At 58.4% G+C, this 26909-nt stretch carries 23 protein-coding genes; 6 read left to right on the top strand and 17 right to left on the bottom strand.

Features of this window, described 5'->3' with window-relative positions:
* Positions 1-42 precede the first annotated feature (42 nt).
* The 7 genes from O3S85_RS07160 to hprK form a co-directional block, all read right to left on the bottom strand.
* The gene (locus O3S85_RS07160; RefSeq protein ID WP_269539199.1) at positions 43-918 is read right to left on the bottom strand and encodes a tetratricopeptide repeat protein; all 876 of its coding nucleotides are present in this window, start codon (positions 916-918) and stop codon (positions 43-45) included.
* Between the two features lie 3 nt (positions 919-921).
* Positions 922-1767 (bottom strand): ABC transporter permease, encoded by an 846-nt coding sequence (locus O3S85_RS07155; protein WP_269539197.1) that lies wholly within the window; start codon positions 1765-1767, stop codon positions 922-924.
* Positions 1764-2654, bottom strand: coding sequence for an ABC transporter ATP-binding protein (locus O3S85_RS07150; RefSeq protein ID WP_269539196.1), 891 nt, complete (start codon positions 2652-2654; stop codon positions 1764-1766). The genes O3S85_RS07155 and O3S85_RS07150 overlap by 4 nt, the downstream gene beginning before the upstream one ends.
* A 27-nt stretch (positions 2655-2681) precedes the next feature.
* Positions 2682-3155 (bottom strand): hypothetical protein, encoded by a 474-nt coding sequence (locus tag O3S85_RS07145; protein WP_269539195.1) that lies wholly within the window; start codon positions 3153-3155, stop codon positions 2682-2684.
* Between the two features lie 40 nt (positions 3156-3195).
* Entirely contained in the window at positions 3196-3492 is a 297-nt protein-coding gene (locus tag O3S85_RS07140) for an acylphosphatase (RefSeq protein WP_269539193.1), read from the bottom strand.
* Positions 3493-3934: 442 nt separating this feature from the next.
* Positions 3935-5344 (bottom strand): chromosomal replication initiator protein DnaA, encoded by a 1410-nt coding sequence (gene dnaA, locus O3S85_RS07135; protein ID WP_269539192.1) that lies wholly within the window; start codon positions 5342-5344, stop codon positions 3935-3937.
* A 556-nt stretch (positions 5345-5900) separates the two neighbouring features.
* Positions 5901-6884: an HPr(Ser) kinase/phosphatase gene (hprK, locus tag O3S85_RS07130; RefSeq protein WP_269539190.1), complete on the bottom strand. Its 984-nt coding sequence runs from the start codon at positions 6882-6884 to the stop codon at positions 5901-5903.
* A gap of 299 nt (positions 6885-7183) precedes the next feature.
* Between hprK and O3S85_RS07125 the strand changes: the two genes are divergently transcribed.
* A complete protein-coding gene (locus O3S85_RS07125) occupies positions 7184-8137 on the top strand; it encodes a tetratricopeptide repeat protein (RefSeq protein WP_269539188.1) in 954 nt (317 codons plus the stop codon).
* A 4-nt stretch (positions 8138-8141) separates the two neighbouring features.
* Here the strand turns inward: O3S85_RS07125 and lptB are convergent, their stop codons facing one another.
* The 4 genes from lptB to O3S85_RS07105 all read right to left on the bottom strand — a co-directional run bounded on the left by lptB (position 8142) and on the right by O3S85_RS07105 (position 11321).
* On the bottom strand, positions 8142-8906 hold the full coding sequence (gene lptB, locus O3S85_RS07120) for an LPS export ABC transporter ATP-binding protein (protein WP_332107536.1): 765 nt from the start codon (positions 8904-8906) through the stop codon (positions 8142-8144).
* Positions 8906-9487: an LptA/OstA family protein gene (locus tag O3S85_RS07115; protein WP_269539187.1), complete on the bottom strand. Its 582-nt coding sequence runs from the start codon at positions 9485-9487 to the stop codon at positions 8906-8908. The genes lptB and O3S85_RS07115 overlap by 1 nt, the downstream gene beginning before the upstream one ends.
* Positions 9484-9918: an LptA/OstA family protein gene (locus tag O3S85_RS07110; RefSeq protein WP_269539186.1), complete on the bottom strand. Its 435-nt coding sequence runs from the start codon at positions 9916-9918 to the stop codon at positions 9484-9486. The genes O3S85_RS07115 and O3S85_RS07110 overlap by 4 nt, the downstream gene beginning before the upstream one ends.
* 113 nt (positions 9919-10031) lie before the next feature.
* Complete coding sequence (locus O3S85_RS07105; protein ID WP_269539185.1) at positions 10032-11321, bottom strand: bifunctional folylpolyglutamate synthase/dihydrofolate synthase; 1290 nt, start codon at positions 11319-11321, stop codon at positions 10032-10034.
* Positions 11322-11438: 117 nt separating this feature from the next.
* On the opposite strand from O3S85_RS07105, the gene O3S85_RS07100 reads away from it, so the two are divergent.
* Positions 11439-12389, top strand: a complete 951-nt coding sequence (locus O3S85_RS07100) for a DUF4886 domain-containing protein (RefSeq protein ID WP_269539184.1) — start codon at positions 11439-11441, stop codon at positions 12387-12389.
* Here O3S85_RS07100 and O3S85_RS07095 read toward each other — a convergent pair.
* Complete coding sequence (locus O3S85_RS07095) at positions 12386-13555, bottom strand: alginate lyase family protein (protein ID WP_269539183.1); 1170 nt, start codon at positions 13553-13555, stop codon at positions 12386-12388. The genes O3S85_RS07100 and O3S85_RS07095 overlap by 4 nt on opposite strands.
* A 285-nt stretch (positions 13556-13840) precedes the next feature.
* Positions 13841-16063, bottom strand: coding sequence for an NADP-dependent isocitrate dehydrogenase (locus tag O3S85_RS07090; RefSeq protein WP_269539181.1), 2223 nt, complete (start codon positions 16061-16063; stop codon positions 13841-13843).
* Between the two features lie 323 nt (positions 16064-16386).
* On the opposite strand from O3S85_RS07090, the gene O3S85_RS07085 reads away from it, so the two are divergent.
* A complete protein-coding gene (locus O3S85_RS07085; protein WP_269539180.1) occupies positions 16387-17076 on the top strand; it encodes a hypothetical protein in 690 nt (229 codons plus the stop codon).
* Between the two features lie 146 nt (positions 17077-17222).
* On the opposite strand, the gene O3S85_RS07080 is transcribed toward O3S85_RS07085, so the two are convergent.
* From O3S85_RS07080 to O3S85_RS07065, 4 genes are all read right to left on the bottom strand, one after another.
* A complete protein-coding gene (locus tag O3S85_RS07080; protein ID WP_269539178.1) occupies positions 17223-17804 on the bottom strand; it encodes a superoxide dismutase family protein in 582 nt (193 codons plus the stop codon).
* Between the two features lie 88 nt (positions 17805-17892).
* Positions 17893-19152, bottom strand: coding sequence for a sulfatase family protein (locus O3S85_RS07075; protein WP_269539177.1), 1260 nt, complete (start codon positions 19150-19152; stop codon positions 17893-17895).
* Between the two features lie 192 nt (positions 19153-19344).
* On the bottom strand, positions 19345-21261 hold the full coding sequence (locus O3S85_RS07070; RefSeq protein WP_269539176.1) for a hypothetical protein: 1917 nt from the start codon (positions 21259-21261) through the stop codon (positions 19345-19347).
* A gap of 122 nt (positions 21262-21383) precedes the next feature.
* Complete coding sequence (locus O3S85_RS07065; RefSeq protein WP_269539174.1) at positions 21384-21998, bottom strand: hypothetical protein; 615 nt, start codon at positions 21996-21998, stop codon at positions 21384-21386.
* A 110-nt stretch (positions 21999-22108) separates the two neighbouring features.
* Here O3S85_RS07065 and O3S85_RS07060 point away from each other — a divergent pair, with 110 nt between their 5' ends.
* From O3S85_RS07060 to O3S85_RS07050, 3 genes are all read left to right on the top strand, one after another.
* The gene (locus O3S85_RS07060) at positions 22109-23191 is read left to right on the top strand and encodes a hypothetical protein (RefSeq protein WP_269539173.1); all 1083 of its coding nucleotides are present in this window, start codon (positions 22109-22111) and stop codon (positions 23189-23191) included.
* 4 nt (positions 23192-23195) lie between these two features.
* Positions 23196-24014: an acetolactate decarboxylase gene (gene budA, locus O3S85_RS07055; protein WP_269539172.1), complete on the top strand. Its 819-nt coding sequence runs from the start codon at positions 23196-23198 to the stop codon at positions 24012-24014.
* Positions 24015-24075: 61 nt separating this feature from the next.
* Entirely contained in the window at positions 24076-26835 is a 2760-nt protein-coding gene (locus tag O3S85_RS07050) for a [protein-PII] uridylyltransferase family protein (protein WP_269539171.1), read from the top strand.
* Positions 26836-26909 lie beyond the last annotated feature (74 nt).

Genomic DNA, 26909 nt, shown 5'->3' with positions numbered 1-26909 from the left:
ATCGGTGTGCGCTTTGCAATGTGAAAACCGGGTGGTTACTGCTCACTCTTCAGAGTCGGATGACCCCGATGCCGATTGGCTGAATGGAGCGAGGTCAAACTGGTCGCCAACCTCACCAGGTTGCGCTGGAAGCCGCTCTATGTAAGGGATGTTGAGCCGGTCTTCAAGTTCGCGAATGCGCTCCAGGACGACCTCTGGCATCGTGCGGGGGTCCTGCGTGTCGAGGCCGAGGTAGTATTTTTTGAGAAAATTATAGGCTTCCTTAGGGCGTCCTGCTTTGTCCAGGGCAATGGCATAAATACGGTTGGCGTATTGAGGTGCGCCGGGCATTTCGATGACGCGTTTGTAGTTCTTGGCGGCCTCGCTGTAGTTTTTGGCTTTGTCGAAATAGATGCGCGCTTTTTCCAGCGGGATCTTCGGGTCGTCCGGGTGAAATTTCTCCGCGCGGTCGAGCATGGCGATGGCGCGCTCCACCTGCTCGCGGAAAATTTCGTCCTGGTAAAATTGAGGCGTTTCCTGGAAACCGCCTTTTTCGCGGATGCGCCATACGGGGATGTCGTAGCTGATGATGCGCGCGCCGTTGAGCCAGAAATACATGGGCCGCGGGTCGATGGAGGTGGTTAACGCGAGCAGGGCCTCGGTGTTCGGGCGGTCGTATTTCTCCCAGTAGAAATTGGCCCGCAGGTAAACGAAGTCCGCCAGTAGTGTGCGGAAGCCACCGAGTAGGCCGATCACCATGCCCTGGCCGAGGGCGGACTCCACGTCGCGCAGGTTGAGCTCGGGCTGGAAGGTTTTTACCTCGCCCCAGACGCGGTTTTGCAAGGGCAGGCAGACGAGGCCCAGCGCAAAGAGCGCCGCTGTTGTCACCAGGAGGCGCTGGCCGGTGCGGTAAAGCCAACTTTCGCGGTCGATTGCCATGGGTTAGATCTCGCGGCGGCGGAAGGAATAGGCGGACAGAGCCAGCAGCGCGGTGATGTAAACCGCGCCGTAGGCCAGAAGCCCGAGGTAGCCGCCGGTGGATAGCGTGGCGTCTGCCGTGGGAAAGGTTAGCTGCTCGCCGACGTTGAACATTTGCAGGTTCGGGAAGAGCAGGGAGAGGAACCAGACCAGCCCGCGCAGGATGGGGTTGTCGAGGTTCGTCCAGCTGTCGCGTGCGATGTATTGGAGCTGGCAGATCATCAGCACGAAGAACGAGATGATGACCGTGTAAAGGTTGGTATTGGAGAAGCTGGCGATGAACAGCGTGATCGCGGCGAGGATGCCAAACTTGAGCACTTCGGAGAAGACCAACTGGAACATGCCCACGTAATTGACCAGCCGGTGCTCGCCGAACTCGTCTTGGTGATCATGGTGATGCATCAGCGAGGATTCGCGCCAGTAGAGCACGGCCGCCAGCAAGAGCAGCATCAGCCCGACGAAGGCAAACAACACGCAAAACACGCCGAGGAACTTGCCCGCAATGAACTCCCAGCGGTGAACCGGCTTGGCGAGCATGGTCAGCGCAGTGCGGTTCTCGATCTCGCTAAAGAAGAGCTGGGCGGTCACCACCACGGCCAGGATCGAGCCAAACAGCAACACCGCGCCCATGCCGAAGTCGGCAATGAACTTGAGCTCCGAGCTGCCGAAATCGAACTGGCGGAAGAAGTTCGCACTGGCGATCATCGCGATGGAGAGGATCACGAGCACGTTAAAGAATTTCTGGCGGACGGCCTCCAGGAATGTATTGCGGGCGATGAGCCCCACGCGTCCTACGGATGAGCCGTTCATCGTTTGTCCTCCTTGTCTTTAACATCCTGCCCCGAGCCAATCGCAGCGGCGTCGGTGTGCTGCAAAAAGAGCCGGTCCAGGCTGATGCGCGGTGCCTCGACCTTCATCAGCTTGGAGCCGTATTTTTCGAGCACGGCTTCGATCTCCTTTTGCGCCTCGGCGTTGTAGTCGCCAATGATCAGGCTGCGCTGGTCTTCTTTTTCCAAAAGCTCGTCCACCCCGCCCTCAAGCACCAGCTTGCCGCGGCTCATGATGGCCACGCGGTCGCAAACACCCTCGACCTGTGCGAGCAGGTGGGAGCAAAGCATGACGGTTTTTCCGCGCTCCTTGAGCGCCATGATCAGCTCGGCAATGGCGTGCGAGCCGATGGGGTCGACGCCGGCAGTGGGCTCATCGAGCACGATCAGTTTGGGATCGTGCACAAGGGCCTGGGCAATGCCGATGCGCTGGAGCATGCCTTTGGAGTAGGTGCCCACGCGGCGATGCGCGGCGTTTTCCATCGAGACCAGCTTGAGCACCTCCTCGGTGCGGTCGCCGATCTCGTCTTTGGCCACGCCGCAGATGCGCGCGTAGTAGCGCACGAGCTCGCGGCCGGAGAGGAACTTGTAAAAATAGGGCGCTTCGGGGAGGAAGCCCACGTTGATGCGCGACTTCACCGAGTGGCTGTTGACGCCGTAGATCGAGCATTCGCCGCGGGTTGGCTCCAGGAGGCCGAGGACGATCTTCATCGTCGTGCTTTTGCCGCAGCCGTTGGGCCCGAGCAGGCCGAAAATCTGGTTGTCGTGAATCTCTAGGGACACATCGTCGACGGCGCGCAGCTTGACGCCGCGGACGCCGATACGGAAGTCCTTGGTGAGGTTGTTGATGCGGATTGCGGGTTCGCTCATCTATTTGGGGCAATTAATGAAGTCTCATCAGTTGGTTGCTTGCTGGGTATCTTTTATCACATCTATGGTTTTTGCAACAAACTCATCATAGGTATCGACCTTCGTTATGGAGGAAATGATGTCAAAAAGAACGGTGCCACTGTGATTTTTGAAACGTGCTATTTTATGCTTTTGCAAGGCATTCACCACCATGAACATAATCCACAAACACGTGAAAAGTATGGTCAAGATTGGAAGCACGTCGAATTTGTCTAAATTTAAGACTTTGGTTTCCATCAAATATGCCCCAAAGCCAATCACCCCAACCACTAAAAAATAAACAACTGGCAGATCTGCACGGATATTTAAACGGTCAAATTCTGGACTTGTATCTTTCAGATTGAATGATGCTTCGAAATCACCTTTTTGCGGAACTTCACCCTTAATAGTCAGGGTCTGTCCCGTCAGAAAATACTCCCGTTTTCCAAATCCTGAATACGAGACATAATCGGCTTTGCTCATAAGTTTCGTTCTTCTCGTATGATTGAGCTTACATCGATCCTTAGCGGGTGATCTCGAAGCTCTTGTAGGAAGAGGGGCGGAAGTCAGATTTTATTTCCGACTCGCGGATAAAGGGGCTCATGCGGTCTTCCAGCTCTTCTCGGAAGGCCACGACTTCCCGCTCAGCGCCTTCTGCGCAAAGGTAAACGCGGCCGTCGGGCAGGTTTTTCACCTCGCCAGTGACTTCGAATTCCTTGGCGACCTGGAGCGTGGCGTAGCGAAAACCGACGCCCTGCACGCGACCAGTGAAGTGCACTTCTTCGCGGTAGATTTTCTCAGACATGGTGAATTCAGGCATGGTTAGCGTAGTGGTATGGGAACAAGTTGGAAATTTAACTCTATCGCACTGGTTTTCAACTGGAAAACGGTTCCAAGTTTGCTACAGGGAGCGGTCATTCGAGCGATGCGTTTAGCAGGCTTTGGCGTGCGGCAGGCCTCTGCCGCATAGGATTTTCTGCGCATGCCAAGGTGGATGAAACGCAGGCAGGATTCGCTCGCGGCGGAGGGTTGCGCGTCGTCCAAAATGCTAAAGCGCCAGAGGGCTGGCGCACTCCATAACCATTCCAGCGGGCAAGGCAACGGTGCCGGAGAAGGTGGCATTCCAAGAAAAACCCGACCGCCATTTACTGGACGGTCGGGCTAAATTTATTCTCGTAGCTCTTTGCCCCGCCGCATTTGCGCAAGGCGTAAAACTCTGGGTGCAGGGCTTCGACAGGCTCAGCCCGGGCCGGCACGCTGCTTTAGGAGCGGCCGGAGGTGAGTTGCTTTTTCAGGTAGTCGACGGTGCGGGTGACGGAGTCGTCCTGGTCCATGATGTTTTCCACAGTCTTGCAGGCGTGGATCACGGTGCCGTGGTCGCGACCACCGAAGGCGTCGCCAATTTCCTGCAGCGAGTGGCTGGTGAGCACGCGGCTGAGATACATGGCGATCTGGCGCGGGAAGGCGATGTTGGCCGGGCGGCGCTTGCTGACCATATCTCCGAGGCGGAGCTTGTGGTAGTCGGCCACCTTTTGCTGAATCTTCTCGATCGTTACCTGTGTCTGCGCTTCCTCGTGGAGGATGTCCTTGAGGAGGGTTTCAACGGTGTCGATATCGAGCGTGCCCTTCATGAGAGCGGCGTAGCCAGCCACGCGGGTGAGGGCACCTTCCATGCGGCGGACGTTGCGGGACACGCGCTCGGCCAGGAAGTCGAGGATGTTGTCCGGCAGGTCCAGATTCATGTTGTGCGCCTTCTTGCGGATGATCGCCATGCGCGTTTCGTAGTCCGGCGGCTGGATGTCGGCCATGAAGCCCCACTGGAAGCGGGATACGAGGCGCGCCTCCAGGCGGGCAATCTCGCTGGCGGGACGGTCGCTGGAAAGCACGATTTGTTTCTGGCGCTCGAAGAGTTCGTTGAAGGTGTGGAAGAACTCCTCCTGGATGCGTTCCTTGCCGGAGAGGAAGTGAATATCGTCGATCAGCAGCACGTCCACCTGGCGGTAGCGCTGGCGGAAACGGGTCACGTTGTTGTGCTGGATGGCCTCGATGTACTCGTTGGTAAACTTCTCCGTCGAAACGTAGGCAATGCGGGTATCCGGACGGGTGGTCAGGATATGGTGCGCAATGGAGTGCATCAGGTGGGTTTTGCCCAGACCGGTGTCGCCAAAGAGGAACAGCGGGTTGTAGGCCTTGCCCGGGGTATTGGCCACCGCGAAGCTCGCGGCTTGTGCCATTTGGTTGCCGGGCCCAATGACGAAGTTCTCGAAGTTGTTCTTCGGGTTGAGGATCAGGCTGGGACGGTTGGCATCGGACACGCTGACGCGGTTGACCGGTGCGGCGGCTTCCACGCCCGGACGCATGCTGGAGGCGGTTTCCACTTTGGCGCGCTCGAGGCTCTCGGCCTTGGCGGCAGCTTCGTCGTCCACGACGACGTTTAGCTTGATCGTGCGTCCGGCGGCTTCCTGAAGGCGACGTGTAATCAGGTCCATATAATTGTCCTGAATCCAAATGACGGCAAAGTCATTGGGCGCGCCCAGCGTGACGCAATCGTCAGATTCACTGACGCAACGCAGTGGTTCGAACCAGGTTCGAAACACATCGCTGGGGAAAAGGCCGGAAAAGTCGCTTTTTACGGTGTCCCAGAGTTGGAAATTTACAGTTTCGTTAAGCATTCCTGTCACAAAAATTCGCAGGTTTATTCACAGTTACTAAAAATTCGGAAAGGCGAACCTGGGGTTTCGGCGGGTTGGAGATGGCGGGTGTATAGCCAACCTAGGTGCCGAGAGGTTTGCCGGGAAATGATAATTAGGTCTTCAAGATGTTAAGTTGTTGTTTGTTATGAATTTATAAAATTAGAGCTTGTTTGGATGGTGGGTAGGCAATGCCGTGCGCATTAGGTCGGGTCGGGATTGCCGCAACTTCAGTAGAACAGAAGGGAATGAGTAAATTTGGCGGGCTGTGAATTGTCGAGTTGAAGTTGTTCGCATCTTATCCACATCGGGAAAGTGTATTGTTTGTCACCCTGTAGTTGCAATTCGCCCGATTGCGAAAGTCTTTCGAACTGACGCAAAGTGAACAAGTTACAGATGTGTTTCAGAAGCAGCATTTATACCCGGTGTTGGTTCAACTTTATTTTCTGACGTAATCCCCACAAAAATGTAACACATTGTCTGTGTGTTTTTCTGTTACGAATTGGCGGAAAAGTTGGTTCATGTCGTGCATGGTGGGCTACTTTGGGGTTCCAGCGCTGGTGCCGCCCATGTTCTCCATGTGCGCAATGAGTTGATCATTAAACTCTTGTGCAGAGTCGTGCCCCATGTTGCGAAGCGCTTGGACCATGGCTGCGGCTTCGGTGAGGCGGGCCATATCGCGGCCGGGCTTAACGGGGATCTCGATATGGGGAATTTTGGCACCGAGAATCTCGTAATAATTCCTCTCTAGACCGGTGCGTTCTTCAGGCATTCCGGGGCGCCATTCTTCAAAAGTGATCACCAGGTCGATGCGCTTATCCATCCGCACGGAGCGGATGCCAAACATGTCGGCCACGTTGATGATGCCCAGGCCACGGCACTCCATGTAACCCCGGCCAAGCTCGGCGGCGCTGCCGATGACTTCGTTTTCCGACTCCAGGCGCGCATAGACGAGGTCGTCCGCGACGAGGCTGTGCCCGCGCTCAATGAGGGCCAGCGCGCACTCGCTTTTGCCCACACCGCTGCGGCCGCGTATAATCACGCCGATGCCCTTCACGTCGAGCAGGGTGCCGTGGCAGGTGGTGGTCGGCGCGAAGCGGGACTCCAGTAGAATGGTCGCCTGGGTGAGAAATTCCTTGGTCGAAAGCGGGGTGCGGAGCAGGGGCACGCCGTGGGCCTCGGCTTCGTCGCGCAGGGGCTTGGTGGGGGCGAGGTTCCGGCTGATGATCACGCAGGGCACGTGCTTGGCAAAGATATCGCGCAGCACAGAGATCTGTTTTTCCGCCGGCATATCCCGCAGAAAGGCCATTTCCCCCGCACCAAAGAGCTGGATGCGCTTGTTGGCAAAGTAGCGGAAATAGCCGACCAGCGCCAGCGCCGGGCGGTTGATACTGGTGTCGCGGATGACCTTCGCCAGCCCCGACTGACCGGTAACCAGCTCCAGCCCAAGCTCTGCCTGGTAGGACTGATAAAAGTCCTTCACGGAGATGGTCTCGTTGGCTTTGGTTTCGGCGCGGGGCATCGTGGTTTGCGTGGATTAAAAGACCTGCCTTTCCCGGGCAGGTTTCAAAAAGATTAGACGCATTCGTCCAAGGCTGGCAATACCTGCGTTGGCTAAATCCTGAAGGTCGCCCGCTAGGCCGCATGGTTAAGGAGAAAAAACTAACCAAGTTAGGTCAGCCATGCGCTACGTTGTCATTGAAGTCTCGCTGATTATTAAGTTTTAGCAGAAAACGAGATTATCTCTGGACATGATTTCATGCGTCGTAGATTCCTAACCTTGTGATTATCAGATGTAGCCTAATATTCCTGGTTTGTTTAATGTGGGGTTGTGACGACTCGCCATCGATTCCCCAAGCGGAGCCGATGGGCGGGATCAAGCCGATCGAAGAACCGCCGGGATACCTGAATGATAATATTTGGTTTGAGTCTTCGATTCAGTCGAACGACCTAAAATCGGTAAACCGCTGGCTAAACCAGTTTAGCAAGGATCATGAGGAGGGAGAATTGACCGACTTTGACTACCGGTCCATCTTCCTGCGGGCCACGGTCTACAATGCTTATGGCAAGGAAGAGAAGGCCGAGAAGCTCTACTTGACTATTGGCAAAGCATTGCCAAATACACTTGAAGGGCGCTCCTCACTGTACGCGGTGCGTATGATGAATAACACTGATTTCGATACCGACTTCGAGCAGTTCTATGCATTGGCGAAACAGTATCCTAGCCAGCCTTTTGTCGTGTGGACCTTTGCCACGGTGGCGTCCGATGGCAAAGAGGCAAAATACAAAAAGGCTTCGGTGGAGCAGTATAAGGTGCTGCTTGATTTTTGGAACCCTGGGCCGGACATCATTCGCCGTAACCTCGCTGGCCAATACTATGATCTGGAGCAATATCCGGAGGCCCTAGCTACCGTTCAGCAAATAGCACCGGAAAATTTCCAGTACTACGATTATTACTTCGAGGCGCGCATTCTCAATGCCATGCAACGCTATGGTGAATCAGACCGAGCCATGGAAACCGCCATCTCGCAGGCTGACGAAAAGCGGGGTGCCTACTACAATATAAGATGGAGCAAGATACTCGATGAGCGTGGGGATAAAGATGCGGCTGAGCAAAAGCTTAAGCAAGGCATCGAAAAGTTGATTGAGTTGGAAATATTGCCCCCGGACCACTACCAGCGAATAGCCAATGGGCAACACTACTACTACCCGGCGCCTTCGCCGGATGGATTAAGGACCTACCGGCGCCGCTCGATGTATACATCGGGATATTAACGCACTACAGCGTAAACCCGCGGCCCAGGTAGTATTCGCGGCTTTTCTCGTCGTTGACGAGGAAGTCGCTGGTGCCCTCGGAGAGAACCTTGCCCTGGTGGATGAGGTAGGCACGGTCGACGATCTTTAGGGTTTCGCGGACGTTGTGGTCGGTGATGAGGATGCCGATGTTTTTGCTCTTCAGGCCCAGGATGATGTCCTGCACCTCGTCAACGCTCTTGGGGTCGACGCCGCTAAAGGGCTCGTCGAGCAGCATGAAGCGCGGGCGCGAAACCATGGCGCGGGTTATCTCCAACCGGCGACGCTCGCCGCCGCTAAGGGTGTAGGCCTTTTGCTTGGCCAGGTGATCGAGACCGAGCTCCTCCAGGTGAGCCATCACGTAGTCGTGGCGCTCCTTGCGGGGCACTTTCAGCGTCTGGACGATGGCCAAAATGTTGTCATACACCGAAAGCTTGCGGAAGACGCTGGCCTCCTGCGGCAGGTAGCCCAAGCCCAGCCGCGCGCGGCGATACATGGGCAGCTTGGTGATGTCTTGATCGTCCAGAAAGACCTGCCCGCGTGTGGCAGGGACGAGGCCGACGATCATGTAAAACGTGGTGGTCTTACCCGCGCCGTTGGGCCCGAGCAGGCCGACTACCTCGCCGGAGTTGACGTTTAGATCGACGCCGGAAACAACCTCGCGCTTCCCGTAAACCTTCACCAAGCCCTTGCTGTGGATCATGGTTTGCGCTTCGGTGGCGACTTCCGGCGTGGTTTCGACGGTGTCCATTACTGGCTGTTGCTCCCGGGGTTGCGGAAACTGGTTTCCGGGTCGTCGTAGCCGAGGTCCTTAAAGCCGGGCAATTGCACGCGGGTGCGGCCGCTTTCGCCGGTGGCATTCGGGTCGGATAAGACCTCCACCTTGCGCTCGCCCTTGTGGAGAATCATTTTCCAGCCGCTGACGACGCCGCGGCTGTCTTCCACGCGCGGGCCTTCGGAAAGGATCACCTTGTCGTCGTTGGGCAGGATTTCGGCCCGGCCGCCGGTAGCTTTGCGCCCGGACTGCTCGATGACGACATTGCCCATCATGATGATGGATTCGATTGCGCCCATTTCGCCCACCGTCTTCTCCGTGGAACCGGAGCGCGCGGCGATGACTTCCATCTCGTCACACGTGGCGAGCATGTTGGTGCCGGTGATCTTCACGTTGCCGGTGAAGAAAAAGCGGTTCTCGCTATCGCCGCCGACCAGCTCCAGATTGTCACTGGTGATGACGGTGTTTTGAGCGGGGAGCTCGGTGGTGGCCTGTTGTCCGAAGGCTTGGGTGGCAAGGAGCGCCAGCAGGGCCAGGGTTTGAATAAAGTGCTTCATTCCAAAATGCTTCCAATGGCTTGTTTAAAGGTTACACGGGCTTCTTCGCCAATCACGATTTTCTGCTCATCGTTGAACCACTGCCAGTTGCGCCCGACGATGGCGAAGCTGCCGTCACTGGCCTCCAGGAAAAGATAGCCCGGACCGGCGGCACGGTTTTCTTCCGGATAAATGCGCGCCTTGGGGCTTTCAATGGTCAGGTCGGCGTCCTTGGGGTTGCCGGGGGAGAAAGTGCGCAGGATCATACGCTCGACTTCGATCTCCCCGTTTTCGAGATACAGGCCCTTGTCGCCACGCAGGTCCCAAATGCGGTTACCGTCCTCGCCAAACGAAGGCAGGCGGAAGTTCTCAATTGGCGCGCCAATATGCGTGCGCGATTGCCCGCCCAGCAGGAGGGGCAAGAGGAACCAAATGAGCCATGTGTGTTTCACGGTGCTAATTAAAGTGACGAACGTGCGATGGGGTCGAGGTAAAACATAGCTCCGAAAATTGCCTCACGGCTATTTTTGCTTAGCAAAAATCTATGGATGCAACGGCACGTTGCTCAGAGCTTATCCTGTAAGCCCGCTTCGCTGGTTTGTTCCTCCAGGCGGGTGAGAATTTCGCCGAGGAGGTAGATCGAACCCGTGGCGACGATGACATCGCCCTCGTTGCCGGCGCGGCAGACACCGGGTTCGGGGAAAAGCGCGGAGACGCTGGCGTCCTCGAGACCGCCGGTGAACTTACCCACCGCCAGTGCGCGGAGCTCGCTTTGGGTGCATGCGCGGGGCTGATCGGGCTGGACGAGCCAGATGTCTTTCGCGCGTTGGGTGACGACGGCCATCAGTGCGCGGGCACGGGCCTCGCCCAATGTGCCACAGATGATGACCGGCTTGCGGCCGGTTTCGTCGATCAGGCGGGCCAAATTTTTGTCCAGCGCCTCGCAGCCTTCCGGGTTGTGGGTGGCGTCGAGGATGAGTGTGCGGCCGTCGCGCAGGGTGATCTTTTGCCAGCGGCCAGCCCAGTCAACGTCCATTAGGGCAGCGCGGGCGACCTCATCACTGACGGCCAGGTCTTGCCCGGCGTGGCACATGGCCAGCAGGGCAACGGCGGCATTGATCCGTTGGTGCTCGCCGACGAGATTGGTCTCCGGGTAGCGCTCGATATCGTCCTCGAACACATCGGTGACGGTCGTCACGCCGCAGCGGAGGGAGTCGGCCTTGCGGCGGATTTCCACTTCGGCCTCTTCGGGTAGGCGACCGAGGACGAGGTTGCCATTGGGTTTGAGAATGCCCGCCTTTTCCCCGGCGATTTTCGTAAGCGTGTCGCCCAACTGGTCCATGTGGTCGAAGCTGACCGAGGTGATCACGCTCACGCGCGGGATGATGACATTGGTCGAGTCCAGGCGTCCGCCCAGGCCGGTTTCGAGGATTACGACGTCTACTTTTTCTTCAGCAAAATGCAGGAATGCCATGGCCGTCATGAACTCGAAGAACGTCGGGTGCGCCTCGGGGTCAAACTCGGCCAGGCGCTCGGCGGTGGCGCGGAGTTTTTCCGTGTAGTGGACGATTTGTGCGTCGGTCAGCGGCTGGCGGTTTACCTGCACGCGCTCGCCCAGGCGGACGAGGTGCGGCGAGGTGAAGAGCCCCGTTTTGTAGCCCGCACGGCGATACATCGCCTCCAGCATGGCGCACACGGAGCCTTTGCCATTGGTGCCGGCTACGTGGATGATCGGGTAATGCTTGTCTGGCCGACCCAGCGCGTAGTTAAAGCGCTCCATGCGCTCCACGCCCAGCTTTGCCCCGCGATTGCGCAGTGAAAAGAGATACTCCTGGGTCTCGGCATAGGTCGGCATAGTGATCTTCTAGCAACACCAAACCTTATCGAGCGTGCAAGCTTGGTTTTTAACTATACAGATTCACCTCAGCCAAAACTTGCCTTTGCCTGCTGATCGCTGGCAAACTTGCTCGTTATGAAAGCGATTACCCTCGTTAAAATCCTCACATTTGTATTGCTGTTTGCCACGGGGCTTTCAGCCGACACCGAGAAGGTTAAGATCCTCGGCATTGGCAACAGCTTCACGTTTAACGCCGTCAAGTACCTGGACGACATCTGCGAGAGCACGCCCGGCGTCGATGCCGATGTTGCCGTGGCCGGTATCGGTGGTTGCCCGCTGGATAAGCATGTTAACCTCGCCAAGGAGCACGAAGCTGACCCCGAGAAGGGCAAGAAATACGACTACCAGCTCAATTCCAAGAAAGTTAAAAGCGGTGCCTCGCTCAAGGAAATCCTCCTCGCCGAAGAGTGGGACTACATCACGATCCAGCAGGTCAGCACCAAGAGCTACAAGGAAGAAACTTTCTACCCCTACGCCAAGGAACTCATCGACTACGTGCGCAAGTATCGCCCGGAGGCAGAGATCGTCATCCACGAAACCTGGTCGCACAGCGTCAACAGCTACCGCGCCAAGGACTGGAAGCTCGATCCCGACGAAATGTATACCAAGCTCCACGCCAACTACGCCAAGATCGGTGCCGAGTATGGCCTGCGCATCATCCCGGTGGGCACCAGCTTTCAGAATGCCCGCGCCACCGAAATGTGGAATCTGCAGCCCGACGGCTTTGACCCGAAGAACCACAGCCTGACTTACCCGGAGGACAAAGACAACCTGCCCAACAGCCCTAAGAGCCTCAACAGTGATTACTCCTGGAAGAAGAAGAAGGACGGCGAATGGTACATCGGCAGCGACGGCTTCCACGCCAACACCGCTGGCGAATACCTCGGCGCACTGGTTTGGTTTGAATTCTTTACCGGGCACGACGCCAACAGCGTCACCTACAAGCCGAAATCACTCAGCGAAGCCCAAGCCGCCTCGTTGCGCGAAGTCGCCCACGAAACGCTGGTCGCCGAAAGCGAAAGCTAACGATACCGCCGCGGGTGCAGCAGCAGGGGCCAGCTGGGCTCCGGCTCACCCGGGTTTTGGTAATCGGTAAACCGGTTTACCTGCTCCGCCGCCGCCTCATATTCGGTGGCGGCGTAAGCGCCGGCCGCCATGCGCAGGAGGCGTTCGGCATGTGTGTAGTCAAAGGGAGTTATCTGCGCATACGGCAGCTCTTTTTGCTGAAGCCAAAATGGGATCAGGAAGTCGAACGCTGCCCGTATGTTGCGGCCTTCTTCATCGCGGTAGTTCCAAAGGTCGATGCCTTGCTTGTCCCCCATTTGGGCCAGGGCGCAGTAGAGGCGCAAATTCATGGTCGAGTAGCTGAGGGCGCGGGTGCGGCCCAGCTCGTGTGGTTGGCTGCCGTCCGGTTCTAGCTGCGGTTTAATGCGCCGTTCGCGGGCTTCACAGAGCGTCTTGCGGGCAAGGTCCACCTCGCCCACGTAAAGCGCGAGCGCGGCGATTTGCACATCGTAAGCGGTGCCGTGGTTGTTGCGTTTGCTGGATTCGCCGATGCCGTTGGGGCTGGTCAACAGCCAGTCAAGGAAGTCGGCGATCCACGTTTTCATGCCGTGGATGTCGTCTTCGTTCACGCCGGGCGCGCCTTTGAGCAGGAGGAGGGAGTCGACCAGCGACAGCGCAAAGATGCGGCTTTCGATGATGCCGATGTCGCGGCCGTCGCATTTGCCCGGAATCGCCTGGCCGAAGTTCAGGTTGGGGTTCATCCGGGTGGTGGCGTCGAGGAAGAACGTGCGCAGGATCAAGCCTGCATGTTCGCTATAGCGCGGCTCCTTCAGGAACAGCCACGCCGTCGAAAGAATTTCTACACTCTCGACCGCGTCTCGCATAATCGGGCGATCAGTCCGGTCGGCCTCGGGGTTTTTCTCGCCATCGCGGACCACATAGGGGAAGCCGTCGGCGGTGTCGGGGTTGGGCCACCAGTAGGGGCCGACGCTCATGTAGTCATGCTTGTCGCCACTGGGCGGGGTGAGCGCCTTGTTGACGATCGTCATCGGCTCCTTGCGCAACGTATCCTCGGCGGCGGCGCGCAGGTTTTCCAATTGGGCCAGCGTATCGGGGTCGCCAGCGTCGATGTTTTTCTGGGCCAGTTCCAGAGACTTCGGGTCGCGGATGATTTGATTGATTGGCATAACAAGCATCCATCAGTATCTCGCCGCCGTGGAAATCCAGGCAAATGAAAAGCCCGCCAAATTTCCTAAACCTATTCAATGCCACGCTAAAGTGCGCCCTGGCGACCAGCGCTGCTTGCCCGTCTCGATCGTCGTTTTACGATGGTTCTTTTACTTCGATTAGCTTGGTTCCGAACACCAACAACTAAGCCATAGGCAATTAGTCTGATGGCACGGGGCACGACAAACAAAAAGGCCGCCCCGCAACGGGACGGCCTTTTGTTTAAATGAACTTCAGTGACGCGCTTAGATCTTTGCCAGGATGGCGTTGAGCGTGGCGCTCGGGCGCATGGCGGTGGAGGCCTTTTCGTCGCAGGGCTGGAAGTAGCCGCCGATGTCGGCTGGGCTGCCCTGGACGGCGATCAGCTCGTCCACGATCTTTTGCTCGTTGGCGGCCAGCTCTTCGGCGATGGGGCCAAAGACTGCCTTGATCTCGGCGTTGTCGTCCTGCGCGGCGAGCTCCTGGGCCCAGTAGAGGGCGAGGTAGAAGTGGGAGCCGCGGTTGTCGATGCCGCCGAGGCGACGAGTCGGGGACTTGTCGTTTTCCAGGAACGTGCCGGTGGCGGAGTCGAGGGCCTTGCCCAGGACCTTGGCCTGCGCGTTGTCGAAGGTTTCGCCGAGGTGCTCAAGGGAGACGGCCAGGGCGAGGAACTCACCCAGGGAATCCCAACGCAGGTAGTTCTCGGCGACAAACTGCTGGACGTGCTTCGGGGCCGAGCCGCCGGCACCGGTTTCAAAGAGGCCGCCGCCGTTCATCAGCGGAACGATGGAGAGCATCTTGGCCGAGGTGCCGACTTCGAGGATCGGGAAAAGGTCGGTCAGGTAGTCGCGGAGCACGTTACCAGTGACGGAGATCGTGTCCTTGCCCTCGACGATGCGCTCCAGACTGAACTGGCAGGCGTCGGCCGGAGCCATGATCTTAATTTCTAGGCCGGCCGTGTCGTGATCCTTCAGGTATTCGTTGACCTTCTTGATCAGGTTGGCGTCGTGGGCGCGGGTCTCGTCGAGCCAGAAAACGGCGGGGTCGCCCGTGGCGCGGGCGCGGTTAACGGCCAGCTTTACCCAGTCGCGGATCGGAGCGTCCTTGGTTTGACAGGCGCGCCAGATGTCGCCCGCTTCCACGTCGTGCTCAAGGAGGACGGCACCGTCGGCGTCGATCACCTTCACCTTGCCCGCGGCTGACATTTCAAAGGTCTTGTCGTGCGAGCCGTATTCCTCGGCCTTCTTGGCCATGAGGCCCACGTTAGGCACGGAGCCCATGGTGGCTGGGTCGAGTGCGCCGTTCTTCTTGCAGAAGTCGATCGTGGCCTGGTAAACACCGGCGTAGGAGCTGTCTGGAATGACGGCCAGGGTGTCCTGGGTGGAGTCATTCTTGTCCCACATCTTGCCGCCTACGCGGATCATCGCGGGCATGGAGGCGTCGATAATGACGTCACTCGGCACGTGCAGGCCGGTGATGCCCTTGTGGGAGTTGACCATCGCCAGCTCGGGGCCAGCGGCGTAGGCTGCCTGGATGTCGGCTTCGATCTCGGCCTTTTTGTCGGCGGGGAGGGAGTCGATCTTGGCCACGAGGTCGCCGAAGCCGTTGTTTAAATTCACGCCCAGCTCGGCAAAAGTATCGGCGTGCTTGGTCAGGAGTTCCTTGAAGAATACCTTCACGCAGTGGCCGAAGATGATCGGGTCGGAAACCTTCATCATCGTCGCCTTCATGTGGAGGGAGAAGAGCACGCCCTCGGCCTTGGCGGCGGCGATTTGCTCGGCCAGGAATTTTTCCAGCGCGGCGACGCTCATCTTGGTGCCGTCGAGGATCTCACCGGCTTCGAGCTTCAGGCCGTCCTTGAGGACTTCCGTGGAGCCGTCGGCAGCTTCAAAAACAATCTTGGCCACGGTTGCGGCGGGCAGGGTGACGGACTTTTCGTTGGAGAAAAAGTCGTCTTGGCCCATGGTGGCGACGCGGGTCTTGGACTCGCTGGACCACTCACCCATGGAGTGCGGGTGCTTCTTGGCGTAGTCCTTCACGGCCTTCGGGGCGCGGCGGTCGGAGTTACCCTCACGCAAGACGGGGTTCACGGCGGAGCCCTTTACCTTATCATAGCGCGCCTTGATGTCTTCTTCTTCGGCGGTGGCGGGGTTGGCCGGGTAGTCAGGCAGCTTGTAGCCCTTTGCCTGCAGCTCCTTGATGGCAGCGTTGAGCTGCGGCACGGAAGCGGAAATGTTCGGCAGCTTGATGATGTTGGCCTCGGGCTTGAGGGTTAGCTCACCCAGTTCGGCAAGGTGGTCGCCGATGCGTTGTTCTTCGGTCAGGAACTCCGGGAACAGGGCCAAAATTCGGCCAGCCAGCGAGATGTCGCGCGTCTCAAAATTGACGCCAGCGGGCTTCGCGTAAGCTTCGATAATGGGCAGGAACGAGTAAGTCGCCAGCGCGGGCGCCTCATCGGTCTTGGTATAGATAATCGTGGGTGCAGACATGGTTTGTCGTAAGAATGGTATTTTATTTGAGCCCGCCAACTAAGAACCCCACACGCGCTAGGTCAACTCTCAAACCAGCGTCCCACTGTATGCTGAGCTTGCCGAAGTGTGGACCGGTAGATTTACCCATTGGGCAAATGGCAGGTGCTTTAGAGCGGCAAAAGGTAGGGCGACGCTTACAAGCGAGCCGCTACGGTGGAGTGGGGAAGGTAGCAACTGTCTTTATTCGATTAGCTCATTGGTGGGATAGACAGGCTGTCGCGCAGGAGTTGGATTTATGCAAATATTGTTGAAGTTGAATATGCGGGATGTGAATCTTAATCATGAAATATGTCTTATTCCTATTGGTAATGCTGTCACTAGATGCCCAAGCGCAGGAGTTCTACCGGTGCCAGATGGGCGAATTTCCGGACCACCTGACGCCGTTGAGGTATCCGGCTTCCCAATATGACCAACTGGTTCGAGACATGCTCGTTGTCACAGAGGGAAAATACGGGCGATTTCTAGTGAAGCCATCCTTTCAGGCTGAGTATAGTGTCTCGGTGGATGCAGCGGTTGCCCCTGCTGACATTGGAAAGGATCATCGGTTCGTTAAGGATAAGGATCGCCTGTATCACTTAACACTGACGAGAGCTAACAAAAGTATTTGGAGTGCTATGCCTCGCAATGACGACCCGGGTGAGCTCGAATCACTGGAAGTTATTCGGGTGGATCGCGAGATCAGCTTCGAGCTCGCAGTTGCTATTCAACGTTCCTGGGGGCGGATGGTCCAACAAACACGCTATCCGCGTCAGGTCCTTGTGGGGAGCGATGGTTGTAATTATGAATTTTCGGTGTGGGTTTGGGCGATGGGCTTCATTTATGGAAAAACCTGGAGTCCCGAGGGAGGCCTTCGTCTGGAGATTGTAGAGATAGGTGAAGACTTGGTGCAGCTAGCAGAGAATGCCGAAATACAAGAGGCTTCCTTGCTCAAAAAACTCAGAGACTTCGAAGCGCAATTGCCCAATCCGTAGTTGGCCATTGGCGGAATGCGCAAATTTGGATGGAGGTCTCGTCAGGACGTTCGCGCGCTACCAGAATCCCCGCTACCTCAATTCACAAAAAAACTGCGGCGAGCACAGGCCCGGCCGCAGTTTGCTGAAAAGGAATCTTGGGACGCTTAGTCCTTGGCCACGCCAATGACGCCTTGGCCGACGCGGGGGCCAGCGGCACCGGAGGGCTGGGAGGTCAGGTCGTCTTTGCCGCCGTGGACAATCAGGCCGCGGCCAATGATCGAAGTCGGGCCGTTGAGCTTCATCTTGGGCATGACAAAGCTGAATTCTGCCACGCCGTTTTCATCGGCGGTAATGTTGCCCATGTCGCCTACGTGGTGCATCGGCATTTCCGGGCCGCCGTGCTCGGTGTCCAACGGGTTGTAGTGGCCACCGGTGGCGGTGCCGTCGTCGGAGTCAATGTCGCCATATTGGTGGACGTGGAAGCCGTGCTCACCGGGGGTGAGACCGCTGATTTTACCGGAGACTTTCACGCCGTCCTTTTGCTTCTCGAAGGTGACGACGCCGCTGGCGGTGTTGCCCTTGGTGGGGGTCATCACGGCGATTGCCTTAGTGATGGGCGTTACGGCTTGAGGCGCATGCCCGTGGTCGTGGGCATGGTTCATCTCCGGGGCGGCGGAGAGCGGTGCGGTCGCCAAGCCCAGGGCGGTGATGAGTGCGAGTGACGAAGTGGTAAGTAAGTTTCTCATTATAAGTGTGGTGATTTTTGTGATGGCTTTCCTTACCCTATGGCAGATGTGCCTGGCAATCAACCTCGGGCGTTAGGTTTTCGTTAACTTAAAACAGACGCACGGCATTGCGCTCCAGTTGAGCGATGTGGCCATCGAGGGCTTCGCTGAGCTCGGCTTTGACGGTGGCAACCGCCGGATCGCTGGCGCGGTTGCGGGTCTCATGTGGGTCATCGGTGAGGCAGAAAAGTTCCTCGCCGCCGTCTTGGTAGCGGACGTATTTCCAGTCCTGACGGCGGGCCATAAATACTCTGGGGTTGTGCCATTCGGCGAACACGTAGTCGTGCGGTGCGTCGGCGCGGTCTTCGCGAATCCAGGGCAGCAGGCTCGTGCCCGACATTTCGGGCGTCGATTGCTGGCCTGCGAGTTCGAGGATGGTTGGCACGATGTCGATCAGGCTGCAAAGTGAGTCGGTTTGCTTGGCGGGGATGGGGTCGTTGAGCACGGGTCGGGTGACGTCGCCCAGGAAGCGTTTGCGCGGCGGCACGACGACCAGTGGCACTCGGGTCACGCCTTCATACATAAATGAACCCTTGAACGGAATATTCTGCTCGCCCGCCATGTCGCCATGGTCGGCGGCAAAGATAATCCATGTGTTGTTAAAGAAACCACTGCAGCGCAGCTCGTCGAGAAGCAGGCCGATGTCGCGGTCGACCTTGGCGACGCGTTCGGCGTAAAACTCATGGTAGGCACCCCAGCGTTCCTCGGGCCAGTCGGCGCGCTTCTTGGCGGCGATGGCGGGGTATTCCTCGGCGGGGCGGTCGCAGTTTTCCCACGGACGTTCAAAGCCGTCGACGGTCTTCTCCGGATCGTAGAAATACAGGTCATGCGGATCGAGAAACGACACCACGTGGAAGAACGGGCGCTCGTGCTCGACCCAGTCGCGGTCGCGCCAATAGCGGCTCGCGAGCTGGCGGGTGGTTTCGTCGTGCGAGCACTCGGCGGCGATGTCGAACCCGTGCGCCTCGATGCTGCCGCCCAGGTGCCACTTGCCGTGGTAGGCCGTCTCGTAACCCGCCGCGCGCATCAGCTTGCCAATGCCGACATTGCTGGGGTCCAGCGGTGGGGCCGGCGCATATAGATTCCCCGGCATGCCGGCCTCCGTCGGATAGCGCCCGGTCATGAGTGTCGCGCGGGAGGGCGAACATATCGGCGCGGTGCAGTGGCAGTTGGTAAACGTAATGCCTTCGCGAACGAGCGAGTCGATGTTGGGCGTCTCCACGCTAAAGGCGCTGCCGAGGGCGGAAATAGTGTCCACGCGTTGTTGATCGGTGAGCAACAGCAGGATGTTGGGGCGCGAATCTTTCATGTTAGGTAATGCTATGTGTCGGTGCAGTTGTGTGGCAAGGCGGATTTCATGGGCGGTGGAGTGGTGGAGAGGCGGCGGAGTGGCGGAACGCGAACCTCTGTGTTCGCATACTACCCAACTGAATTCTACTGGGTTGATAAGTCGTAGAATATAGGCGAACACAGAGGTTCGCGTTCCGCCATCAGCGCGTTCCTATGGCAGATTAATCCGCGCCTGTAAACGCGTGCGTTCGCCGTGGTGATCCACGAACCAACGGGCCACCAGTTCATTACCCAACACCCGGACATCCAGGCCGCTGATGCGGTGCCCAGCGCTGGGGGACATCAGCGTAATGTAAACGGCGTGCTGGCCGCGCTGCTGGGCGAATAGGCCCACGCGGCCGCCCTCGTATGCCGGCACGCTGAAGCGTTGCAGGACGGATTCATCGTTGGTCGCGAGTTGGAAATTTGCTTTGCCGCTGGGCCAGGTGTGCGCACTGGCCGGGGCGCTGCCGCCCTCGATTTGCATGAGGTGCCAAGGGGGCTGGTTGGGACTCTGCAGGGCAAAGTTACTTTGCAACGCAGAGTCCGGTGCGTCGACTTCTGGTGCGCCTTGGGGCAAGTGGTAGAACAAACGCCAGGTGCGCTCTTCGGTGGCGGCGGCGATGACGCAGTCGCAGACCCAGTCGTCGGCCATGCTGACGAAGCGGCCTTGGTGAACGCCGTCCTGCAGCATGGCAAACTCATCGACCATGGCCATGCGCTTGATGCGCGCGTCCGGGCTCCATTCGTGAATCGGGATGGGCGAGGCGTAGGTCTTTTGGTCGAGCTCATCGACGGTCAGCTGGCTGTGCGCCTGGGCCCAGTGGTTGTATTCCTTGTGGATGCTGTCGGAAAATCCGTGGAGCGACTTCGGCTTAATGTCGGTGCAGTAGAGTACGATCTCGTCGCCGATCATTACCTGAAGTTGGAGCCCATCGTGCTGATGGTGGATGCCGGAGCGGTCGCCAGCCAGAAAGGCCTGACGGTAAACTGGCTTTGCATCGCAAAGTAAGGCGTAGCCGTGCTCCGGGAAAAGGCGCGAAGTTGGGGCGGGGTAGGGTTCGTTGATTGGTTCGTCGGGCGCGAAGGCGAGCGCGAGCGCGGGATGCTGGTCCGCTTGCTCCTGCGCAAGCCTGCCGTAGATTGGGTTGTTGTAAATGGCGTAACCGATGAAATAGATCGGCCAGCGCACGGTGGTTGAGGCACCGTAGTTATCACCGACGCGAGGCATGTCGAGGTCGGGGAACGCCGTTGCCAGCGGGCCGCTTAAGTAGCTCTCCAGCGAGCGGCCGTTGGCTCCGCGCAGGTGAAAGAGGTCCGGCCGATCCGGCAACAGCGCGCGCTGGGCACTGGCGACTTTTACCAGAAAGCTGGTCGTCGCGTAGTGATAATGCAGACTCGACTCGTAGCACAGGCCGTCATCGTAAACCGCGCCATCAAGGTAGTTCAGAAAACAGCGATCGTCGGTGGGGTCGAAGGCTGGCGCGATGAGCGAGTCATCGCCCAGCACCGCCCCCATGGCGAGCCTGGCACCGAGGTGGCAGATCAGGTGGTTGCTGAAGGCCATTTGGGCCAGGTGTTCGCGCCAGTATTCGTTGCAGCGGGTGACGGCGTCGGCGGCGTTCCGTATCTGCGCGAGCAGGCGTGATTCCTCGTCGTCCTGTAGTAAGTCGCGCGCGGCTAGCAGGGCGTCACAAAGCATCCAGCCGACGTTGCCAAACTCCATGCCGGAGTCGTAATGCATGACGCGAAAATCAATCGCTTCGGCCAGGCTCAGCGCGAATTGCATGGCCTGGCGGCGGTAGGCGTCATTGTTGAGGATCAGCCCTGCGAGCAGTTGGGTGCTGATGTTGGCGAACAGCGGGCGGTGCCCGAAAATGTAGCCATGAAACTGCTGGTAGGTCTCGCTGTAGGGGACGTCTGGATCATACCAGGAGGCGTCAAACTCCGGGATCGCAATGCCCTCAGAGTGAAAGGCCTGAGCCTTGGCGGCGAGTTGTTCGCGGCTGGCCGACCAGCGCGGTAGGGTAGCGCGTTGGCGCGCGTGCTCGATATCTTCTACGGTGAATCTTGAGGTATGCAGTCGCATTGGGGGAGGTTGTTACGGGAAGAATATTTTCCGCAAACACCGGCAGATTCAACGATTAATTAAAGACATCGAGGCACTGGTTTGCATTGCCTTAAATGAATTTTAGAGGGTCGCTGTTGTGGCTAGTCGAGGGTGATTTTCAGCGTGTCCCAGAAATCCGTGATGATCTGTTTTTCGCCAGCGTTGGTTGTCTCGTCAATCATGGTGATGATCAGCAGTCCCATTTCGCCATTGTAAACGGTCAACACTTCGCGAACCCACTGGTCGTCATCTTCCTTGAGCTCGGTTACGACCTTTTTGCCGACGAGGGTGTAGTCGCCGATTTTGCGGGTCATTTCTTCCTCTTGATAAGTGTAGCCGTAGTTGACCTCCTCCTTGGTCAATTGCTCGGCCATGCGGTCGACGAGTGTTGCCGGGTCGGCACCCTGGTATTCTTGCACGAGCACCATGACGCCGAGTGCCGTGGCCATATTCGTCTGGCTGACGATCTCGTTGATTTCCGAGAAGGCCGGGCGAAGCTTGTTGGTGTGGGAAAACGAGTAGTAGGGGCGGGTATATTCGATTTGGTCCTTTAGCTTGAGATCGAGGACCAGCTCGGCACCGTCGGGCAGGGTGATTGTCTCTGGCTGATCCAGACCAATATCATAAGTCTGGCCGTTGATGTTCAAAGTGTAGTCCTTGGCGAACGTGAACTGGCACAGGGCCAAAAGGCAAATGGCGGGCAAGCGTTTCATCATAGAGGTTGCATAAGGGGGATCGGCGGGCGCGGCGAGCACGACTTTTGTCTCTGAGACGCCAATAAATTAATCTGGTAGGATTAATCAATTCTGCTATGTTGCGCGAACTTATGCGTAAACGTTTATTGTCGATGTTCTTGTTTCCCCTCGCGCTGGCTGGTGTGGCCCGCGCCGAGTCGGAGTCCTATTACGCCGGGATCAACCCGGACGCCGAAATGGTCCTCGTGGCCAATCTGGAGTCGCTGCTAGCCTCGCCGCTGGTCCAGCAGATTCAGGCCATGGTTCAGCAGTTTGACCCGGAGAGCGACCCCAACTCGCTGCCGATGGAGCTGACGACCTACACCGGCGCAACCAGCCAGGACGTGGGCAAGATCGTCCTCTCCGCCAGTGATGTGCTGCTGCTTCAGGAAATTAACGACCCATCGCAGGTCACCAAGGAGCAGATGGAAAAGACCGGCGTGATGATTACCGTTCAAATTAACAAGGCGATCGACGCAGCCAAGTTTAACGAGTGGGTCGAGATGCAAACGCCGCCTGCCGAGAAGGACAAGACCACCAAGAGTGATGTGGGCAAGGGTGTCATGTATTCCTCCACGGATGACTCCGGCCTGGCCATGGGCTTCCTGCCGGGTGAGTCCGAAACGCTGATCATGATTGGCTCGGATACCGGCGTTACCTCAGGGCTCAAAACTGGTAAGGGCGAGCTCCCGGCCAAGCTGGCCACCGCAGCCAGCCTGTCCTCCAGCCTGCCAAACATCGCGATCATGGCCTCGCCCTCCGCGGACTGGAAGGAACAGCTCGTTGCCTCGGCCAAGGAAAACATGGACGGCGAAGACGACACGGTGTTCGTGGAAGAAGCCGAGCAATTCCTCTTTGGCATCAACATCACCGACAGCCTGAACATCCTCAGCGGCATCAAGTTTGCGAATCAGGAAACTGCCAACGAAGCTTTCAACGCACTCAGCGAGGCCGTGGCCGACTTTCAGTCCGAGCCGATGGAGCCCGGCCCGATGACGTCACTCTTTGTACCGTTGGTCAACCGCATGTCGGTGACGGAAGACGGTGAAGCCGTTACCTTCAGCACTGGCATGAACGCCGGTGAATCTCAGCAAATGCTGATGATGCTGCCGATGCTGATCTTGTCGCAGATGCAGAATATGCAAGGCCCGGCTCCGGCTGGCGGCGGCATGTAATACCATGCGCGCTCTATTGCGGATCCTGCTTTGCCTCGCGCTGCCAGCCAGTCTGTTGGCGCGGGGCGAAATCACGCAGTTCTCCGTCATCGATGCGCTATTGGCCGGAGTTTACAACGGCCCCACGACAATCGCCGACCTCCAAGAGGCCGGCGATTTTGGCATCGGCACCTTCAACGCGCTCGACGGCGAGCTGCTCATGCTCGATGGCGTGGTCTACCAGGTGGCGCACAGCGGTCGGGTTCGAGTGAAGCACCCCCGCGAGAAAACGCCGTTTGCAACGGTGTGCCGGTTTGAGCCGGAGATGTCTTTTCCGCTTTGGCCAGTGAGCTCGTTTAGTGATTTTGACCACCGCTGGCAGACCTTGTCTACGGTGCCTGGCGTCATGTATTTTCGGCAGCCTGATCCTCTCAGCGAAAACAAATTCTACGCCGTGCGGTTAACCGGCACGTTCGCGGCGATTAAGGCGCGCAGCGTGCCGAAACAGACGCCGCCCTATGTCGCACTAGCCGATGTGGTCGCGGAGCAGAATGTGTTTAACTTCGCTGAAATCGAGGGAACCATGGTCGGCTTTTATTGCCCGCCCTTTGCGCGTGGCGTGAATGTGCCTGGTTGGCATTTTCACTTTATCAGTGAAGATCGTCAGCTTGGCGGGCACGTGCTGGATTTTTCCATCGCCAAAGCGGGGGATGTGCAAGTTGCCTGGCAATTGCTCGACGAGCTGGTGCTCAAGCTGCCCGATGACGCCGGTTTCGCCGAAGTCGACCTGACGCCCGACCGTGCCGAAGAGCTGGAAACGGTGGAGCGCGGGCGCGGTCAATAAGTTATCCACAATCATTGTTTATCCTTTTACTAAGGGGATGCGCGGGTAAACTGGGCGGCTTATGTCCGTGGAAAATCGAGTCAGGCGATTGGGCGATGCGTCCCCGTTTTACGCCCAGCAACTGCGCCTGCACCCGGACTGGATTGACTGGCTCGACAAGCCGAAGAACCGCGATTATCCGTATCGCTACGCTTCGCTGGAGGACCTCTGGCGCCGGCGATTTTGCCCGGATGGGTTCAGCTTGGCGGCGCTGCGGCAGTTCCGGCGCCGGATGTCACTGCGGATCGCCTACCGGGAGCTCAACGGGTTGGCGGACGTGGAGACCAGTTGGCGCGAGCTCTCCATGCTGGCCGAGTTCGTGGTCCGCCGCCTGTGCGAGTGGCGCTTCGCGGAGTGGCTGCACCGCTTCGGTGAGCCCTGGTGCGACGCGGAAGACCAGCGCGCGGGTTACTGCATTTTTGCTCTAGGTAAGTTGGGGGCGGGCGAGCTGAATTTCTGCTCCGATCTCGATCTGATATTCTGCAAGGCCGGTAGCGGGCACTGCCGCAAAAACGGTCGCCCTACGGGCGTGACCACGCGGGAGTTTTACGCGTCGTTTTTCCGCCAGATTGCGGCGGACATGACCGCACCGAACGAGGATGGCGTACTCTACCACATCGACCTGCGGTTGCGGCCCGAGGGCGATAGCGGGCCGGTGGTGCGCACGGCGTCGAGCCTCGTCAACTACTACTGGACGGCGGGTCAGACCTGGGAGCGGCTGGCGTGGCTGCGGGCGCGCCCGATCGCGGGAGACCTGGCGCTGGGGCATGGCGTGATGGAGGAGATTAACCCGTTTCGCTACCCGCGCTTTCCCCCGAATAACCTAATGAACGAAGTGGCCGGGGTGAAGCTGCGGACCGAGAAAGAAGTCCCCGCTGACGAGCTCGCGCGGGATATCAAGTCCGGCCCGGGGGGCATCCGCGAGGTCGAGTTCATCGTGCAGGCGCTGCAGTTGATCCACGGCGGGAAAAATCCGTTTTTGCAGACCAACTCGACGGTCAAGGCGATCCAGAAGCTCGCGCGCTACGAGGTACTGCCCTTGGATGACGCCTGCTTCCTCGACCACGCCTACCGCTGGCTGCGCAAATTGGAAAACCGCCTGCAAATGCGGGGCGAGACGCCGAGGCACTGCCTGCCATCCAACGCCGAGGAGCAGCGCTGGCTGTTCGGTGCGATGGACTACGAGGACTGGGATACGTTTGCCGCAGACATGGAGCACTGGCGAGCGGGCATCCGTGCGCGCTACGTGGCCCGCTTCCCGGCGGATCCGCAGGAGGAGCGTATTCAGGCATGGACCACTTTTTTGGCTGGGCAGGCACCAGAGCCCAGCTTGCGCGCCGATCTGGAGCGTTGGTTCCCGGATTCAGACGAGGTCGAGGCGCGGCTGCGCAAATTTGTCCTGGGCGACTCACCGGGATTAATTACGCGCGATGCCGTGCTGCGTTTTCTCGATCTGGCGCATCACTTTGACCGCACGCTGCCGCGGCTGGCGCGGCCGATGTTGACCCTGGAGCGCATCGGGCGTTTTGCGGAGCACTACGGTGCCCGGCGTCACTTTTTCCGCGATTCGGCCAACCCGACTTTATTCGAGATTCTGAGCCTCTTGTTTGACCGCAGTCAGTTCATCCACGAGCTGCTGTGCCGCCATCCGGGCATTATGGAGGAGCTGCTGCACGAGGCACCCAAACGGCTGAAAACTCGCCGCGACTGCCGCGACGAAATCCAGCTGCTCGCCCCGGGGGAAGACGGTTTCGCCCAGCGGCTGTGGCTTTACGTGAAGGCGGAGCAAGTCCGTATGGCCATCGGTGAGCTGCTCCACGGGCTTTCGTTGGAGGCCGTGGGCTGGGCGCTTAGCCAGCTGGCCGAAGCGGTGGTCTGCGAGACCATGGCGTTGGCGCAGGTGGAGGCATTTACCGTCGTCGCCCTGGGCAAGCTCGGCGCGGAAGAGCTGACGCTGGGCTCCGACCTGGACCTGATGCTGATCGCGCCCGAGCCGCTCGACGACGATTCATCTGCGCGTCTGCGGGACTGGTGCGCCCTGCTGATGCACAACGGCGGGCTGGGCCCGATGTTTGTCGTCGACCTGCGGCTGCGGCCCCACGGTGAGGCCGGTCCGCTGGCGGTCACGTTGCCCGCGCTGCGGGACTACCATGCCAGCACCGCGAAGGCCTGGGAAAAGCAGATTCTCGTACGCTCGCGGCCGATTGCTGGCCCGGAGGCAGTGCAGGCGGCATTTGTGGCCTGGCGCGACGAAATGCTTTACCAAAAACCGATGACGGCGGCCGAGGTGGGCGAGCTGTGGCGCATGCGGCAAAAAATTGAGCAGGAAAAGCCCGCCAGCCAACCCCCGGCGCAGCGGGCTTTTAAAACCGGGGCCGGCGGCCTGCTCGACCTGGAATTTCTCACCGAGGCGCTCGCGATGACGCACGGTCCGTCGAATATGGAACTGCGGCAGCCCCACGCGCGGACTTGCCTGCTGGCGGCGGGCACCAAGGGGCTTTTTCCGCAAAAACTTGCTGACGAGCTCAACGAGAACTGGAATAAACTCCGCCAGATCGAGTTCTCGCTTAGGCGGCAGTCATTCCAGCCGATTATTGAACTTCCCGATGATTTAACGATTCGGCGAACCTTGGCGCGTTGGCACGACTTCTGCGACATCGAGGCCTTCTGGCGTGAGTTTTCCCAAATGCTCGCCACGAACCGACGTGCGCTGGAGGACTGGCTCCGCGAAAGCCTGCCGCCAGAACCAGCCAGTGCTCCGCCCGCTACCGAAGTTATATAAGTTCTTATTCGACAGACTAAATGATTCGATTATAGTGAAACCTTCCAACACGTCACCGGTCGCATTCTTAGTCA

Origin of the sequence: Cerasicoccus sp. TK19100, from assembly GCF_027257155.1 — a bacterium.
Taxonomy (GTDB): Bacteria; Verrucomicrobiota; Verrucomicrobiia; order Opitutales; family Cerasicoccaceae; genus Cerasicoccus; species Cerasicoccus fimbriatus.
This window is presented reverse-complemented; position numbering and strand designations above follow the sequence as displayed.